Raw genomic sequence first — 17,419 nt, 5'->3', positions numbered from 1 at the left:
TGTCAGCATCGGTTCACCGGGCAAGCTGGACCCAGGTTGATTTGGGGTCGGTGTATTTATCCAGCGCATGCACGGACTTATCGCGCCCGAACCCGGACTGTTTGCGTCCGCCGAACGGCATGGTGATAGCGCCATCGGCGTAACAGTTGACCCATACCATGCCGCTGTTAAGACGGCGGGCAACGCGGTGCGCTTGACTGAGATCGTCGGTCCACAGACCGGCGCCCAGACCGTAATCCGTATCGTTGGCCAACGCCAACGCCTCTTCTTCCCCGCTGAACCGGCATACGCCCAGCACCGGCCCAAAGATTTCGCGGCGCATGGCGACATTGCTGTTGTCACAAGCCAGAATAGTGGGATTGAGGAACAGCCCGCCAGCCTGCGCCGGCTGCGGCGTCAGGCAGTTTGCTCCCGCGGCCAGGGCCTCGGCGATCCCGTCTACCACGCGCTGATGCTGCGCATGATCCACCATCGCCCCGACCCGCGTCTGCGGATCCAGCGGGTCGCCGGGCAGATAATTGCGCGCTTCCTGCAAGAGCAGTTCCATAAACTGGTCGTAAATCGCGTCTTCCACATACAGCCGTGAACCGGCGATACACACCTCGCCCTGATTGATGAAGATGGCCGCCGCCGCGACCGCCGCCGCCTGCGCCAGTTGCCGGCAGTTGGCGAACACCAGATGCGGCGATTTGCCGCCGCACTCCAGCCAGACACGCTTCAGATTGGAATCCGCCGCGTAACGCATGAAGTGTTTGCCGGTGGCGGTGGAGCCGGTAAAGGCCAGACAGTCCACCTCGTTATGCATGCCGAGTGCCCGTCCCGCCACCGCGCCGCGTCCGGTCACCACCTGAAAGACCCCGTCGGGGATACCGGCCTGCTGCGCCAGCTCAGCCAGTTTCAACACGCTGAGGCTGGACTGTTCCGCCGGTTTTACGATGACGCTGTTGCCTACCGCCAACGCAGGCGCCAGCTTCCAGCAGGCGATCATCAGCGGAAAATTCCAGGGCACCACCGCCGCCACGACCCCTAACGGCTCCCGCACCACCGTGGCCAACACATCTTCCGGCGTAGGCAGCACTTCATCGGTCGCGGTTTCAATGGCGCCGGCATAAAAACGCAGGCAGCGAATGGATTCGGGGATATCGAACGCCATGCTGTCGCCAATCGGCTTACCCATATCCAGCGTCTCCAGCAGGGCCAGCGTCTCGCTGTTCTCTTCCATCAATTGCGCCAGCCGTTCCAGCGTCTTGCGGCGCAGTGCGGGCGCCGCGCGCGACCAGGCGCCGCTGTTGAATGCCTGACGCGCATGGTGCACCGCGCGATCCACATCGGCCTGCCCGCAATCGGCGATGTCCGCCAGCTTACCGCCCGTCGCCGGGTTGATACTGGGCAACACCGCCCCGTTTTCCGCGTCGGTATAGCCCGCGCCGATCCAGGCGCGCCCTTCATAGGTCAGTTCCGATGCGGCCTGCCGCCAATACATCAGCGAATAGTCACTCATGCCTGTTCCCCCTGTTTCACCGTTGCCTGTTGTTGTATCTCACTGAGCAGCACGCCGGGCGCAATGCCGTTACCGTCATAACGCAGTTCGATGATCACCGGCCGCCGTTTCTCTTCGGCAAAGCGCAGCGCCTGACGGAACGCCGCCTCAAACGCGTGGGTGTCATCCACCACCATCCCCAGTCCGTCATAAGCTTCAGCCAGACGGGCAAACGTCGGATTACTGAAGCGCAGCGCCACTTCACGTCCGGGAAAGTGATTTTCCTGATGGGCGCGGATAGTGCCCCACATGCCGTTATTGAACACCAGCACCACCACGCCGAGCTGATATTGCAGCGCCACGCCCAATTCCTGCATATTCATCTGGAAACAGCCGTCGCCGGCAAAACAGACCGCCGGGCTGTCCGGGTGCTCCAGTTTGTAAGAGATGGCGGCCGGTAGCCCGTAGCCCATCGATCCGACCGTCGGGGCCAGCGAACTGCCCAGCCCGGCAAAGGGAACGTAACGGTGCGGGTACAGCGCATAGTTACCCGCGCCGACGGTGATGCAGCCTTGCCCGTCCAACACCCAGCCGACGATATTCGCCACCCGGTCAAGGCTTAGCGCTCCCGGCGACGGCAGCGGATTGAGCGTTGCCAGATAAGCGTCCCGTGACTGGGCCCGCCACGCCCGCCAGACCGGTTTATCGTCGCATGTCAGTGCGTCCAGCGCGGCGGCAAAGGCGTTGACGCTGGCATTGATCGCCAGCGCGGGCCGGTAAACGTGTCCCAGTTCTTCCGGGTCGGGATAGATATGAATCAGCGTCTGCCGCGGCGTCGGCGAGGCGATCCAACTATAGCCTTCGCTGGTGGCCTCGCCGATACGCGTGCCGACGGCGATGATCAGATCGCTGTCGCGCAACTGCCGGCGCAGGGCGTCATGCATTGAGAAACCCACATGGCCGACAAACTGCTCGTCGCGCTGGTCGTAGCACTCCAGACGACGCCAGGCCACCCCGACCGGTAAATCAAAGCGGCGGGCGAATTGTTGCAACTGCTGCTGGGCTTGCGCCGTCCAGCCGCTTCCGCCCACCAGCAGGAAAGGACGCCGCGCCTGTTGCAATCGGACTGCCAGCTCCGCCATCTGATCCGCGCCGGGATAACTCGCCAGCCGCGGACGGGCCGCCACAATCGCGGTATCCGATTCCCCCCACAGCACATCTTCCGGCAGCGCCAAAACCACCGGCCCCGGACGACCGCTGGTCGCCACCGACCAGGCGCGCGCCACATATTCAGGAATGCGCTCGGTACGATCGATCTGCGCCACCCATTTCGTCATCTGGCCGAACATGCGGCGGTAGTCGATCTCCTGAAACGCTTCGCGTTCGATAAAATCGTTGCCCACCTGCCCCACGAACAGAATCATCGGCGTTGAATCCTGATAAGCGGTATGTACGCCGATAGCGGCATTGGTGGCGCCCGGCCCGCGCGTCACCATGCAAATCCCCGGTTCGCCGGTCATTTTTCCATAGGCTTCGGCCATGTAGGACGCGCCGCTTTCCTGGCGGCAAACCACCGGCTGAATGCGGTCGGTATGTTCGTTAAACGCATCAATGCAGGGAAGGAAACTCTCGCCCGGCACCAGAAATATCCGTCTGGCGCCCTGTTCACGCAGTTGTTCCAACAGGATCTGGCCGCCATTGCGGGTAGCTTGAGAGGGGGTCTGCATTATTTGCTCCAAAGTGTTAAATGATCGTTGCGATGTTCGTTACAGACGTTCAGCGACTGCCAATACCGCACCTGTTCAGGCGTGATGGCGCAACGTGAGCGATAGCCGGCACGCAGGGAGTGTTCACAATCGCCGGGAAATTGGTCTTCCCCGATATTTTTCGGCCAGGGGCCGTCGATGGCCTCCACGCCGTGACGCCGACAGCCATCGATAAACTGGCGGCGCAACGGTAAAAGTTGCGCCATCCGCCGCGGATCGGCGGCGATGCCCATATCCAGGGATAAGTCGCCGCTTCCCAACAGCGCGGCGTTAACCCGGTTCGTTGCCGTCAAAATCGACTCAAGCTGCGCCAATCCCAGACGGCTTTCGATGGTCGGCACGATAGCGGTAGCGGCTAAGCCGTGGCGCGTCATCAATACATCCAGTTCAATCAACTGTCGCGCCTCCTCAATCTGCGGCAGGAAAACCGCATCCGGTCCGGCGGCGGCAATCTCCGCCAACTGCGCTTCTCCGCCCTGCGCCAGACGATCCAGGCGGATCGCGCAGCCGATGGAACGGCGGCGGCACAGCGCCGCGACCTCCGCAAATATCCGGCAGGCGGCCTCTTTCTCTTGCCGCGGAGTAAATTCTTCCAAATCCACCACCAGCACCGCCGGCTGCGCATCTATGGCCTGGGCCAGCCGCTGCCGATGGTGTCCGGCAACAAATAACCAGCTTTTCGCTTGTTTGTTCATCGGTTATTCCATCCGCGAAGGGAGATACAGCACCAGGTCGGGAATGAACACCAGCAGCAGCAATACCACCAGCATGGCAAACAACATCACCAACAAGGGTTTAAACGTTTCGGTCACCGTGATACCCGATACGCGGCACGCCGCCATCAGATCGATACCCAGCGGCGGGGTATTCGCGCCAATCGCCATATTGACGGTAAGCAGGATGCCGAAGTGAATCGGATCGATGCCGTATTGCTGTAGCAACGGCATTACGATAGGCGTGATGATAATGATGATGGCGATGGTTTCCATAAAGGTTCCCAAAACCAGCAGCAGGGTCATCAGCATCAGCAACACGGTATATTTACTCTCGGTGAAATTGCTGATGAGCGTGGCTATCGCCTGGGGAACCTGTTCATAGCTCAATCCCCAGCCAAACAGCCCCGCCGCCGCGATGATGGTTAAAATCGCGGCGCTGATTTCCGCGGTTTCCCGTAGTGAATGCCAGATTTCCCGCCACGAAATACAGCGGTAAATAAAAACGCCCAGAATCAAGGCATAAGCAATGGCGGATATCGCCGCCTCCGTCGCGGTGAACACCCCCATACGGATACCGCCGATGATCAGCACTGGCACCATCAAGGCCGGCAGCGCATCAAACCAGGCGCGGATTTTTTCCTTGCCGGTGTAGCGGCGGCCGCCAGCCCAGTTATTTTTTCGCGACAGGTAGAGCGCCGCGACGATTAGGGCGGCGGCCAGCATCAGGCCGGGGATCACCCCGCCCATAAACAGTTTGCCGATGGAGGTATTGGAGGTGGTGCCGTAGACAATCATCACAATACTGGGCGGCAAAACCGTGGCAATGGAGCTTGACGTGCCGATTAACGCGCTGCTGAACCCCGGCGCATAGCCTTCTTTACGCATCGCGGGCAGCAACATACCGCCAACGGCCACCACATCGGCAACACCCGACCCGGACAGCGAACCGAACAGCACGCACGCCAGCACCGCAACCACCGCCAGGCCGCCGCGAATATCGCCGACACTCGCCATGCACAATTTAACGATCCGCGTCGTCAACCCGGCATGGTTCATCAACTGTGCGGCCAGAACGAACATCGGGATGGCCAACAGCGTAAAACTTTGCATGCCCGCCACATACTGTTGGGCCGCCACCATCAGCGGCGCGCCGTCGAAGATGAGCAGGTAGCTCATCGCCGCCACCAGCAACCCGAAGGCGACCGGCATATCCAGCAACAACATCAGGGTAAACATGCCAATCAATACCCAGGCGCCATCACTCATGACGCCCCCTTGTCTTGATAAGTTGGCCCAGATTGATCAGCACGATGGCAAGGCAACTCACCGGTACGCTGCCGTACACCACCCCGACCGGCCATTGCAGCGCCGTGGTTTTTTGCTCCATCGTCAGCACGGTTAAATCCCACCCGGCTTTCGCCAGCAGCAGCATGAATGCCATCAGCACCCCCTGCATAAGCTGCTGGATCGCGCGCTGCCGCTTGCGGTTACGCAGCCACAGCCCCAACAGCCCCGCATTGAGATGACTGCGGCGCTGGCTGCAATACGCGGCGCCCAGCATGGTGGCCCACACCAGCACGATTTCAGGCAGTTCTTCCGCCCACTGCGGCGTATTGCCCCAGAACCAACGCATGCAGATCGCCCAGCCCATCAATATTGCCTGCAAGGCAACGCCAATGGATGCGACAACGATGAACATGCTTGAGATTCGATTGATCATCACCCCTCCGGCTTCACTGCGCGCTGTAACGTTTGACTTCATCAATCAATTCCGGCCCGAAGACGCGTTCATAAGATTCCCAGACGCCCTGCACGCGCTCGGCGAACGGTTTGGGATCAACCTCATTAATCTGCATACCTTTCTCTTTCAGTTTGCCGATTAACTCGCTGTCATCCTGCCGGGTCATACGCCGCTGCTCATCGCGCCATTTATCGGCCAGCGTCTGCACCGTGGCCTGATCCTGCGGGGAAATGCGTTTCCAACCGGACTCGGACATCACCAGACAGGCGGGCGCCCAGACATGGCCGGTGAGGGAAAGGTATTTTTGAACTTCATACAGTGATGAGGAATCGATAATGGAGAGGGGATTTTCCTGTGCATCAAACACCCTTTGTTGCAGCGCCGAATAAAGTTCGCCAAACGCCAGCGGAGCGGGACTGGCGCCCAGCGCGGTAAAACTATCCAGACGCATCTTATCCGGCGTAACGCGAATCTTCAGGCCCGCCAAATCTTCAGGACGATTGACCGGCGTACGGTTATTGGTGACATGGCGATAACCGTTTTCCCACCAGGACACGATTTTTAAACGGTATTTTTCAGCCAGCGCTTCCAGTTTATTACCCAACTCGCCGTCATAGGCCGCATACGCCGCCTGGCGATTCGGCCATGAATAAGGCAGTTCAACAATGCCGAATTTGGCATCAATCGGCTGAAGCGAACCACAGCCGATTATTCCGGCTTGCAGACTGCCTATTTGTAATCCTTCGACTAAATTTTTCTCATTTCCTAATTGTCCGTTAGGAAAAAGCTTTATACTCACCCGCCCGTCAGTGTGCTTTTGCACATCATCAGCAAAACCGGATGCGGCAATATTCCAATTATGGCCGGCAGGTAATACATGCCCCAGTTTTAATTCAATGGCACTGGCATGCCACGAAAATAATAATGCAGATGCTATTAACGCGGCTGCTTTACGATTAGTTTTCATATCACCACCATCCGTATCAATTTATTTTTTAATTCTTTTACAGAGTCTTCCCGCAAAGAAAATTAGTCAATTTTAACAATTTAATAGCGCGTATAATTTCCATTTATATAAAAACAGGCTTATTTTCCCTGGCGCAATGCATTAATTCAACAATTGCCCCAATAATGCACATCCATTGCACCAATAAATATCTTGATGATCGATAAATTAAATATTTAAATGCACCATGAAAGAACAAGCTTATTCTGATATTAGCCAAGCTAATTAGGGTAGAGAAAAAAATGTTTACTCCGGGGAGTAAACACGGTCACGAATTTCTTTTTTTACTTAATACCAATCACCCGTAAATTACGCCGCACGCAGCAACACCGCATTAAGCAGAACGTCGCACCCTTTAGTCGCATCATCCGGTAATACGGCTTCACTCTCGTTATGGCTGATGCCCCCGGCGCAGGGAATGAAAATCATGGTGGCCGGGCAATGTTTCGCGATATTGATCGCATCGTGTCCGGCGCCGCTGATCATCTCACGCCAGGCGTAGCCCAATGCCTGCACCGCGCTACGCACAGTCGCGATACAGTCGCGATCAAAATGCGTGGCAGGACTTAACCAGTGTCGCTCAATATTGAGCGTTAATCCCCGTGCCGAGGCGATGCGGGTTAATTGCCGGCGAACGCGGGTTTCCATTGCCGCCAGAACCCGATCGTCAGGGTTGCGCAAGTCCATGGTAAATGTCACCCGGCTGGGGATCGTGTTTCGCGAGGAACCGGGAATATCCACCTGACCGATGGTAAACAACCCGTCAGGAAAGGCTTCGCGCAGCGACGACTCCAGCGACATCAACATGTCCGCCACGGCAAACAGCGGATCAAACCGCGATTTCATCGGCGTTGTACCGGCATGCGCGGAAACGCCGACAACATCAATATTCAGCCAGCAGATCCCCTGTCCTCCGGTCACCACGCCGATGGGAATACCCTCTTCTTCGAGTATCGGCCCTTGTTCTATGTGCGCTTCATAATAGGCGTCAAATCTGCGGGCCAGCGGCGCAACCCCGGCATGGCCGATTTCATCAAGCGCCTGCCCCATGCTCATCCCCTCGCGGTCGGTTATCGCTAATGCCGTTTCCAGCGCCAATTCCCCGGTAAACACCGCCGACCCCAGCATCGCAGGCGTGAATCGCGCCCCCTCTTCATTGGTCCAGACGGCAATCTCCAGCGGTTGTTCGGTGATAATGTGGTTGTCGTTCAAGGTGCGAATCACTTCCAGCGCCGCCAGGACGCCGTAAATGCCGTCAAAACGACCGCCCTTCGGCTGCGTATCAAGATGGCTGCCCATCACGATGGGCTCCGCCTGCGGATTGTTGCCTTCACGCCGGGAGAAAAGATTGCCGATAGCGTCAAAATAAATACTCATGCCGGCGTCCCGGCACCATTGAATAAATAATTCCCGCCCTTGTTTATCTTCCTCGGTCAATGCCAGTCGCGTATTCCCCCCCGCAGCCGTTGCGCCAATTTTCGCCATTTCCATCAGACTGTTCCACAAACGTTCGCCCTTCACTTTCAACATATCCGGCTCCTCAACCGCAACCCCGTTATTTTTCGTCAATATTATTTTTCAATAATAAAAATATTCACTTTTTATCTCTTTCCGGCACCGCCGGTGTCAATCCATTATTTTTAATAGCCGATATTAATATTATTAATAACCCGATTTCATCAATATTCCCGACAGCCGTTTATATTCAAATAACCCGGTTTTTTAATCAGCGCTTACCGTATTGCGTCTTTATTTGAATAGCACTATCGCGTCGTCGTCGTAATTTTTTCCGGGAAAGCGTCCGCACAAAAAAAAGCCGAACGGCAATGCCGATCGGCTTTCAGCGACCGCTGAGGCCGCGTTGCAAGCGAAAGATTACCCCGCTTCGTACTCCTCAACGTCCTGTTCGGAATAGACTTCGCTTCTGAGCTTTTTTAATGCTTTTTCCGCCTGCTGCAAAACTCGCGCGCACTGCTCATGCGTAATGGTCAACGGCGGTTCAATCCGCACCGACTTGGCGTTGTTCAATGTTCCCGCCACCAAAACATGGTTGTTGAACATTTCGCTGGAGAAGGCATAACCGATCTCGTTCTCTCTGAACTCAATCGCCTGCAACAGCCCCATACCGCGAACATCGACAATCAGATCCGAATACTCCGCCGCCAGACGGCGGAAACCGTCGAGTAAAAATAGCCCTTGACGCTCAGCGTTCTCAGGCAGTTTTTCGTTCAGCAACACGTTGATGGTCGCCAATGCCGCGGCACATGCCAGCGGGTTACCGCCAAAGGTCGTGGTGTGCAGGAAAGGATTGTCGAACAGGACGGAGAAGACCTCTTCCGTGGCCACCGTCGCCCCGACCGGCATTACTCCTCCGCCCAGCGCTTTAGCCAGACACAGAATGTCAGGCTGTATCCCATAATGCTCACAGGCGAACATTTTGCCCGTGCGTCCCATACCGGTTTGCACCTCATCCAGAATCAGCAATGCCCCCACTTCATCGCACAAGGCTCTGACCGCAGGCAAATAATTTTCCGGCGGGATAATCACCCCCCCCTCTCCTTGAATCGGTTCAAGGATAATCGCGGCGACATCGTCCCCCGTCTTCCGGCATTGATGAACCTGCTTTCTCATGGCGTCGATATCGCCGAAAGCAACATGGTGAAAACCGGGAAGCAGTGGCATAAAGGGTTTACGAAACGCGGATTTGGCCGTCGCGGACAACGCCCCCAGCGATTTACCGTGGAACGCCCCCGTAGTGGCGATAAAGGTATATTTACCACGCGGTGACTGGTACGCCTTCGCCAGTTTCAACGCGGCTTCAACGGACTCGGTGCCGCTGTTGCTGAAGAAGCTGTATTTCAGATCCCCCGGCGTCAGCGCCGCCAGTGTTTTGGCCAGCATCGCCCGCATGGGGTCAAGCAGTTCCTGACTGTGCAAAGGCTGTTTACGAAGCTGTTTCTCCACCGCAGAAACCACCGTGGGGTTACGATGACCGACGCTGAAAATACCGAAACCGCCCAGACAATCAAGATATTCATTTCCCTGAGTATCGACCAACGTGTTGGGACCACTGGCGCGCCATTCAACCGCACCGAAATCGCCCCCTGAAGTGACGGACTTTCTGTATTCCAGAAAACCCGGATTGACGTATTCCCGGAAATTGTTCAGCACTTCCCGGTTTAGTGAAACCATTTCATCGTGCGTTAATGTGTCTTTGTTAATCCATTCCAATGCCTGCCGAGAACACTCTAGCGGGTTAAGTTTTGCATGTAATCGAGACAAAATATGCTCCTATGAAAATGATATCACACGATATCAATCTCATTAATGCACATAACGCGCCAACTTGAGCGCAAGTTTTCACTTTGGTATATAAATTTATAACTTCCAATAAAAAATCATAAAATAATTTTTAATTCGTTTTATTAGTATATTAGATAGGTAGAAATAAAGAATTTCGCGCCACAAAAATAAACGAGAAATAACGCCTGACCTAACACGCACCATAAAGGGGAATACGCCGCGTAATGGGGCATTCCGCCCCACCCAAGAACGGCGCAGCTTAGAAGAAAACCCAGGGAGAGAGAAGCAATTTAGCAGGAAGGATCGGGGGTGAAGCTAATGACGCCAGCGCCTATCTGTTGGCGCTGGCGCGAGAAATGGGCATTATTTTTTCAGAGAGCGTTAACGTGATTAAACCGCGTTCAACCATCAGTGACTTTGTGATCAGTACTCAGAAAAAACCAGCTCACGCTTATTAATTCGTTTCCAAACTACCCAGCCAATGCCAAGCGTCGCCCAGATAAGTCCCAATATCATGGAATCGTGATCCAGATTGAACCACATAAAACCAACGGTGAAGACGCCGAGAAGCGGTAATAATACATAATGAAGTTGATCTTTCAGGGTACGTCTCTGCTGAAGACGAATTGCATAATATCCAATAACCGCAATATTCACCGCCGTAAATGCCACCAGCGCACCGAAACTGATGAGTGAGACGGCAGTATCGAGATTGAAGAAAATCGCGCTCATTGACAAAATGCCAATAAATAATACGCAATAAAGCGGGCTTCCAAATTTCGGATGAATATAACTGAACCAGCCGCCAGGGAATACGCCGTCGCGCGCCATAATATGTAATAACCGGGCGGCGCTGGCATGCGAGGCCAAAGCAGACGCCAGCGTATTAATCAGTATTGCCACCAGGAAGAGAGACTGGAAAAATGCGCCGCCGACATATAACACAATTTCAGGCATTGCTTCCGTCGGGTTTTTAAACTGTGCGTTGGTAGGGTAATAAAGCTGAATGAACCAGGAGGCAATAAAAAATATCGCGCCGCCGATTAAAGCGGTTAAAAAAACCGCCCGCCGGATATTTTTTATCGGCTCCCGAGTTTCATTTGACAAAGTCGTAACCGCATCAAATCCCAGATAGGAAAAACACAGTACGGCCGCGCCGCTCACCAACGGCATAATACTGGTTTGTCCATTCAATAAGGGTTTAATCGTCCAAAGCGCATCCGATCCTGATTGATGGCTAATCCCCTGGATCACCAGCCAGATGAAAACGCCCAGCAGCAGCACCGGCAAACCGACAAAAAAGAAATTCAGATTCGCCATGAGGTTGACATTACGGCAATTAATCCAGGTCACCAACAGGGTGAATACGGAAATCATTATCCACGCAGGGAATTGCGGAAGTAAGGATTCAAGGTAAATCCCCGCCAACAGGGAATTGATCATGGGAAGGAGCATATAATCAAGTAAAGAGGCCCAGCCGACTAAAAAGCCCGCTGTTTTGCCACAACTTTTGCTGGTGTAAGTATACGCCGACCCCGACCCCGGATAGGCCGAAACCATTTTCCCGTAACTTAAGGCGGTAAGCAGAACAGCGCCTAACGCTAATAAATAGGTCAGGGGAACATGCCCTCCGGTAATGTCTGAAACAATACCGAAAGTATCAAATACGGTTAATGGCGTCATATAAGCAATGCCGATAATGACTATTTGCCATAAACCCAGTTTTTTTTTGTATTTCATCCCGCCCCCTCAGGGTTTCTTCATTGTAATAAAGCCGATAACCGCCGTTGGCCGGTCAAATTCGTTCCCGTCGAATTTGACCTTGCCGCCTTCCAGCAACTCAAATTACTCAAGGTAAATATGCATAACTTCCCCATGTTCTCTGCCTGCGACAGAATTAAAGAAATGTCATGCTCTATATCAGCAAAATTTTTTATGGCAACGGATGCTATGTCAATTTAATGCGGCTTGAGGTTCCCTGGAAAATAGCCGCATCCGATCATTTAATGTTTAATCATGACATGTCGCACCACGGTATAATCTTCCAGACCGAACAGGGACATATCTTTGCCATAGCCGGAGAGTTTTTGTCCGCCGTGCGGCATTTCACTGACCAGCATGAAGTGCGTGTTCACCCAGGTACAGCCATACTGCAACCGGGCGCTAAGCCGATGCGCGCGGCCCACATCCCGTGTCCAGACGGAAGAAGCTAAGCCATAGCCGGATTGATTCGCCCATGACAGCACCTGATCTTCATGTTCAAACTCCGTTACGCTGACCACCGGGCCGAACACTTCACGCTGAACGATTTCATCGTCCTGACGGGCGCCCGCCAACAGCGTGGGCTGATAGTAATAGCCCGGGCCGGGAACCTTTTCTCCCCCGGTGATCACCTGAATATGGGGCAACGCCCTGGCCCGTTCGACGAACCCACCGACGCGTTCAAGATGCGCCGAGGTCATCAACGGCCCCAACTCGGTGTCCGGGGCATCGGGGGCGCCTAACTTGAGCGTTGAAATGGCCTCGCCCAATGCCTCGACCAACGTGGGATAAATCTCTTTCTGAGCATAAATGCGGCAGGCTGCCGTACAGTCCTGACCGGCATTGTAAAAACCGAACGCGCGTATCCCCTCGACGACCTGATCTAAATCAGCATCGTTAAACACGATGACCGGCGCTTTGCCGCCCAGCTCCATATGCGTACGTTTAATGCTGTCCGAGGTATGACGAATAATGTGCGCCCCGGTAGTGATGGAGCCGGTCAGCGATATCATCCGCACCGTTGGATGCCCCGTCAGCGCATCCCCCACCGAAGCGCCGTCGCCGTGCAGCACGTTGACCACCCCGGCCGGGAAAATCGCCGCCGCCCATTGCGCAAGGTGCAGCGTGCTTAACGGCGTCTGCTCCGAAGGTTTCAGCACCACGCAGTTCCCCGCCGCCAGCGCCGGTGCGATTTTCCACGCCGCCATCATCAACGGATAGTTCCAGGGGGCGATGGAGGCCACTACCCCCAGCGGATCGCGGCGGATCATGGAGGTATGCCCTTCCAGATACTCACCGCTGGCCAGCCCGCCCAGACACCGGCTGGCGCCGGCAAAGAACCGCAGAACGTCGGCAACCGCCGGAATTTCATCCGCCAGCACGCTATGCCGCGGTTTCCCACAATTGAGCGACTCAAGCTGCGCCAGTTCTTCCGCATGCTGCTCAATCACCTCCGCCAGTTTCAGTAACGCGTCTGCGCGCACCCGCGGCGGCGTCTGGCTCCATGTCGCAAAGGCGGCATCCGCCGCTGCCACGGCCTGATCCACTTGCTGTATCGTCGCCTGCGCGATATGGGCGATCACCTCTCCGGTCGCAGGATCAAAGACGGGAAGCGCTGAACCTTCACCGGCCACTAAACGTCCGTTTATCAAGATATTGGTTTGCATCGAGGTATCCTTCATTCGCTCCAGTTTGTTGGGATAATGCATTGTGACAAAAAGAGGTCTGTTAAAAGCAAAGCGGTCGTTATTTCCCGTCACCGGCGCTATCTTCGCCATTTCTGGTCAAGTACCAGGCCCCCAGAATGGGGATCATCGTCATCACCATGACGCACAGCGCCACCACGTTGGTCACGGGCACATCACGCGGTCTGCCGAGTTGATTCAACAACCAGATGGGCAGCACTCCCGTTGCAGCGTCTTCAGTTCGCTTTGCATCTGCTCACGCAGCTTGAGATCCAGCGCGTCCAGCGGTTCATCAAGCAGCAAAATGCTCGGTTGACCGACCAGCGCGCGCCAGCGCTTCCATAGCGCGGTCGCGCCGCGCTTTTTTTCGCCAGGCCTTTTACCATCAGGCCGTAGGCGACATTTTCCAGTACGCGCATATGCGGGACTAACGCGTAATCCTGAAAAACGGTGTTCACATCGCGCTGATAAGGGGCGAGGCCATGCGCGTCCTTTCCGTGAATAAGCAGCGATCCGGATGTCAGTTGTTCAAACCCGGCGATAAGACGCAGACAGGTGGTTTTCCCTGAATCGGATTGACCCGGCATAGAGAAAAATTCGCCGTTCTTTATTTTAATCGACACATTATCGACCGCTTTTACATCGCCGAATAATCGCGAAACATTGGCAAACTCGACCGCATTAACCATGAGTACGCCCCCGATGAATTATTATTTCCAATTGAAAAAACCGATCACCAAATAGAGTTACCGCCATCCCAATTCAATACCGTTTTATTAACGGCGACCGGCGCAGTCTGACTATCACGATGATAAATAACGGCGGCGATTGATATTCACATGCACAGGCTCGCCGTTATAAAGAGTAAAATCCGCCTATTATCTGCCGCCCATAATGGCAATATAATCCTGAGTCCAGCGGCCGTAAGGAACATATGGTCGGCGGCGTGGGAAATACGCGGGCGCTGTAAAGCAGCAGGTTCGGCCCCCACTGATATGGCGCGCCATACACCTTGCCGTTAACGGTATAGCAGGCGCCGTTCAACAGGCGGGGATCGCTATTTTTCCCGTTCGGCAGCACCGTTGGGTCGATAGGCTGAACCCGTTTGCCGTGAATCAGACGCAGAGACGCATCGCCGGATGCCGTCACCAAGTCATATCCCCCTTTGACCATCAGGCTGACCAGTCCAGGCGATAATATTTAACGCCCCTTCTCCCTTATCGGTTGAATTCGGGGCGGCCACCACATTATTGAGGCCGCTCAGAATATTAATAACAACAGCAGAAAGCGCGGATAACAAACGTATTCTTTCCATTTGACTCCCCTGTTTTTCATTAACATCAATCAATACAATTGAATATTTGGAAAAGCGCATTTCACGTATGAATACCGGCAATATAACGCTGTCGTATTATTTAAAAATAATTGCTCAAAACGTCTTTTTGAATTTGGTCATAATATGGCGCACCACGCTATAGTCCTGCAATGAATAACCGGACAAATCATTACCGTAGCCTGAACGCTTTAACCCGCCGTGCGGCATCTCGCTCACCAGCGAGAAATGCGTATTAATCCAGGTCGTGCCATATTGCAGGCTGGCGGCAACCTGCATAGCCAGATCGATATTTTTCGTCCATACCGACGACGCCAGTCCGTATTCGGACTCATTCGCCCAATCGACCACCTGTTCGAGGGTATCAAAACGCGTTACGCTCACCACCGGACCAAAGACTTCGCGCTGCACGATTTCATCATGTTGCAGGCAACCGGCCAGCAGCGTCGGCTGATAATAGAAGCCGGGACCGGGATGAATCGCGGCGCCGGTCACCCGCTCGATATGCGGCTGGCTGAGCGCGCGCTCGACGAAACTGGAGACGCGATCCCGTTGCCGGGCGCTAATCAGCGCGCCAACGTCATTCTCATCATCCTGCGGCCCGGCGAATCGCAATCTGCTCACCGCGTGTCCCAGCTTATCCATCAGGCGCTCGTAGATGCCGGACTGGGCATAAACCCGACACGCCGACGTGCAATCCTGCCCGGCGTTGTAGTACCCCCAGCTCGCCACGGCATTGACGGCGTCGTCCAGATCGGCATCGTTGCAGACGATAACCGGCGCTTTTCCGCCCAGTTCCAGTTGCGTTCGCTTCAGTCCTTTGGCCGCGGCCTGCAAAATACGTTGGCCGGTAACAATATCGCCGGTCACTGACACCATACGCACTTTCGGGTGACTCACCAGCGCGCTTCCCGGCCCATCGCCGCTCCCGGTGATAATGTTCAACACGCCGGGGGGCAAGATGTCATTCAAAACCGGCGCCAGCGCCAATATGGTCAGCGGAGTATGCTCGGACGGCTTGAACACCACGGTATTTCCCGCCGCCAGCGCGGGCGCGACTTTCCAGGCGGCCATCATCAACGGATAATTCCAGGGAGCAATGGAGGCCACAACGCCCAGCGGGTCGCAGCGAACCATAGAAGTGTGACCGTCGAGATACTCCCCACCCAGTTGTCCTTGCTGACAACGCACCGCCCCGGCAAAAAAACGGAATACATCCGCCGCCGCAGGCAAGTCATCTCTCAATGCCTGATAGTGCGGTTTACCGCAATTAATCGACTCCAGCACCGAGAGCGACGCCGCCTGCTGGTCAATGGCGTCCGCTATCTGCAACAGCAGCGAGGAACGCTGGGCCGGCGTGGTTCCGGCCCAGGATTTGAATGCGCGCTGAGCCGCTTCCACCGCGCCGGTCACCTGGGTTTCCGAGGTTTCCGGGATCTCAATGACGGTTTCGCCGCTGGCCGGATTAAGAATAGTTTGCTGCGCACCTTCACCTTTAACGAGCTCTCCGTTAATCAGGTGCCGCCGGGAAAAGCTGGCGACAAATTCTATATCCGACATGACAAACCTCATAGTGAGTAATTACCAGCAACGCCTCCGTACCCGCAACAGCCCGGCAGATGGCGTCATTTACAATAAGTAACTTCAGGAGGAACAACAAATGTTAATTACTGAAGACAGCATTCGATTAAATCGAATGCTTCAGGCGGCGGGACTAAAATACCTTGTGCATGCCCTCGCATTCTCTGGCGATACTCAGAAAGGGGGACACCAGCGGCGGCCGGGTATGGCCTCGCCGCCAGGCCAGCCCGATATCCAGTGATTCGATGGGATCGACCAGCTTGACCGCTTCGATCATGTTTCCTTCCAGCGACCAAGCGCGGTAGGCCATATCCGGCAGAATAGCGATGCCCAGCCCCGCCGCCACCAGACTGCGGACGGCCTCCGTGGAAGCGCTTTTTAACACAATGGACGGCTTCAATCCCGCGCTTTGCCATATCCGCCGGGCGTGAATATCCATATCATCGACATTCAACTGGATAAGCGGTTCCGCCGCCACATCCGCCAGAGAGATACTCTCCTTCTCCAACAGCGGATGAAGCGGGGGCAGCCACAAGCGATAGGGTGAATGACTGAGAACTTCGGTTTGCAGCGCATCATGATCTTCCAGATTCGACAGGATCAGAACGCCAATGTCGATCTCCCCGCCGACTAATAAATGCTCGATATAATGTCGCTCGTCTTCTACGACCTTCACCTCGACATTAGGGTAATAGGTTTTAAAACGCTTGAGCAGTTCAACAAGAAAGTATCCCGCCACCAGGCTGGTTACGCCAATCGTCAAGCTTCCCGACACGCTTCCCCCATCCATTTTCAAACTGCGCAACGCGTTTTCCACCGTCGCCAGAATAAGGTAAGCCTGACGTAAAAATTGATGCCCCTGATGAGTTAAGGCCATCCCTTTCGCATGCCGTTCGAACAGGCATACTTCGGTTTCGGCCTCAAGCTGTTGAATAGCCATGGTCAACGAGGATTGTGAAACAAAGGAGGTTTGCGCCGCCGCTGAAATCGAGCCGGTTTCGGCAACAGCGATAAAGTGACGAATCTGGCGTAATGTCAGCATATCTG

At 55.0% G+C, this 17,419-nt stretch carries 13 protein-coding genes and 3 pseudogenes; all 16 read right to left on the bottom strand.

Going from position 1 to position 17,419, the window contains the following annotated elements:
• Window positions 1-13 precede the first annotated feature (13 nt).
• Entirely contained in the window at window positions 14-1,501 is a 1,488-nt protein-coding gene (locus EH207_RS07700) for an aldehyde dehydrogenase (protein WP_137713452.1), read from the bottom strand.
• Window positions 1,498-3,207, bottom strand: coding sequence for a thiamine pyrophosphate-binding protein (locus tag EH207_RS07695; RefSeq protein ID WP_137713451.1), 1,710 nt, complete (start codon window positions 3,205-3,207; stop codon window positions 1,498-1,500). Before EH207_RS07695 ends, EH207_RS07700 begins: the two co-directional genes overlap by 4 nt.
• Window positions 3,207-3,941 carry an aldolase/citrate lyase family protein gene (locus EH207_RS07690; RefSeq protein ID WP_137713450.1) on the bottom strand — a complete coding sequence of 245 codons (735 nt, stop codon included), beginning with the start codon at window positions 3,939-3,941 and terminating at the stop codon, window positions 3,207-3,209. Before EH207_RS07690 ends, EH207_RS07695 begins: the two co-directional genes overlap by 1 nt.
• A gap of 3 nt (window positions 3,942-3,944) precedes the next feature.
• On the bottom strand, window positions 3,945-5,228 hold the full coding sequence (locus EH207_RS07685) for a TRAP transporter large permease (RefSeq protein ID WP_137713449.1): 1,284 nt from the start codon (window positions 5,226-5,228) through the stop codon (window positions 3,945-3,947).
• A complete protein-coding gene (locus tag EH207_RS07680) occupies window positions 5,221-5,682 on the bottom strand; it encodes a TRAP transporter small permease (RefSeq protein WP_137713448.1) in 462 nt (153 codons plus the stop codon). The genes EH207_RS07685 and EH207_RS07680 overlap by 8 nt, the downstream gene beginning before the upstream one ends.
• Before the next feature lie 13 nt (window positions 5,683-5,695).
• Window positions 5,696-6,670 (bottom strand): TRAP transporter substrate-binding protein, encoded by a 975-nt coding sequence (locus tag EH207_RS07675; protein ID WP_137713447.1) that lies wholly within the window; start codon window positions 6,668-6,670, stop codon window positions 5,696-5,698.
• A 348-nt stretch (window positions 6,671-7,018) separates the two neighbouring features.
• The gene (locus EH207_RS07670) at window positions 7,019-8,239 is read right to left on the bottom strand and encodes a Zn-dependent hydrolase (protein WP_137713446.1); all 1,221 of its coding nucleotides are present in this window, start codon (window positions 8,237-8,239) and stop codon (window positions 7,019-7,021) included.
• Between the two features lie 345 nt (window positions 8,240-8,584).
• Window positions 8,585-9,991, bottom strand: coding sequence for a putrescine aminotransferase (ygjG, locus tag EH207_RS07665; RefSeq protein ID WP_137713445.1), 1,407 nt, complete (start codon window positions 9,989-9,991; stop codon window positions 8,585-8,587).
• A gap of 444 nt (window positions 9,992-10,435) precedes the next feature.
• Window positions 10,436-11,752, bottom strand: coding sequence for an APC family permease (locus tag EH207_RS07660; protein WP_137713444.1), 1,317 nt, complete (start codon window positions 11,750-11,752; stop codon window positions 10,436-10,438).
• A 263-nt stretch (window positions 11,753-12,015) separates the two neighbouring features.
• Window positions 12,016-13,440: a gamma-aminobutyraldehyde dehydrogenase gene (locus EH207_RS07655; RefSeq protein ID WP_137713443.1), complete on the bottom strand. Its 1,425-nt coding sequence runs from the start codon at window positions 13,438-13,440 to the stop codon at window positions 12,016-12,018.
• Between the two features lie 79 nt (window positions 13,441-13,519).
• Window positions 13,520-13,675: pseudogene (locus EH207_RS07650) on the bottom strand (ABC transporter permease); the annotation flags it as partial.
• A gap of 5 nt (window positions 13,676-13,680) precedes the next feature.
• A pseudogene (locus EH207_RS07645) lies at window positions 13,681-14,147 on the bottom strand (ABC transporter ATP-binding protein); the annotation flags it as partial.
• A gap of 250 nt (window positions 14,148-14,397) precedes the next feature.
• Window positions 14,398-14,652, bottom strand: a pseudogene (locus EH207_RS07640) (spermidine/putrescine ABC transporter substrate-binding protein); the annotation flags it as partial.
• Window positions 14,612-14,833, bottom strand: coding sequence for a hypothetical protein (locus tag EH207_RS18600; protein WP_137713442.1), 222 nt, complete (start codon window positions 14,831-14,833; stop codon window positions 14,612-14,614). The gene EH207_RS18600 and the pseudogene EH207_RS07640, both read right to left, overlap by 41 nt.
• Before the next feature lie 54 nt (window positions 14,834-14,887).
• Window positions 14,888-16,351, bottom strand: coding sequence for a gamma-aminobutyraldehyde dehydrogenase (locus tag EH207_RS07630; RefSeq protein ID WP_137713441.1), 1,464 nt, complete (start codon window positions 16,349-16,351; stop codon window positions 14,888-14,890).
• A gap of 154 nt (window positions 16,352-16,505) precedes the next feature.
• Window positions 16,506-17,414, bottom strand: a complete 909-nt coding sequence (locus tag EH207_RS07625) for a LysR substrate-binding domain-containing protein (protein ID WP_137713440.1) — start codon at window positions 17,412-17,414, stop codon at window positions 16,506-16,508.
• Window positions 17,415-17,419 lie beyond the last annotated feature (5 nt).

Origin of the sequence: Brenneria rubrifaciens, assembly GCF_005484945.1 — a bacterium.
Classification (GTDB): Bacteria; Pseudomonadota; Gammaproteobacteria; order Enterobacterales; family Enterobacteriaceae; genus Brenneria; species Brenneria rubrifaciens.
The sequence above is the reverse complement of the archived record's forward strand: the minus strand, read 5'-3'. Positions and strand labels throughout refer to the sequence as shown.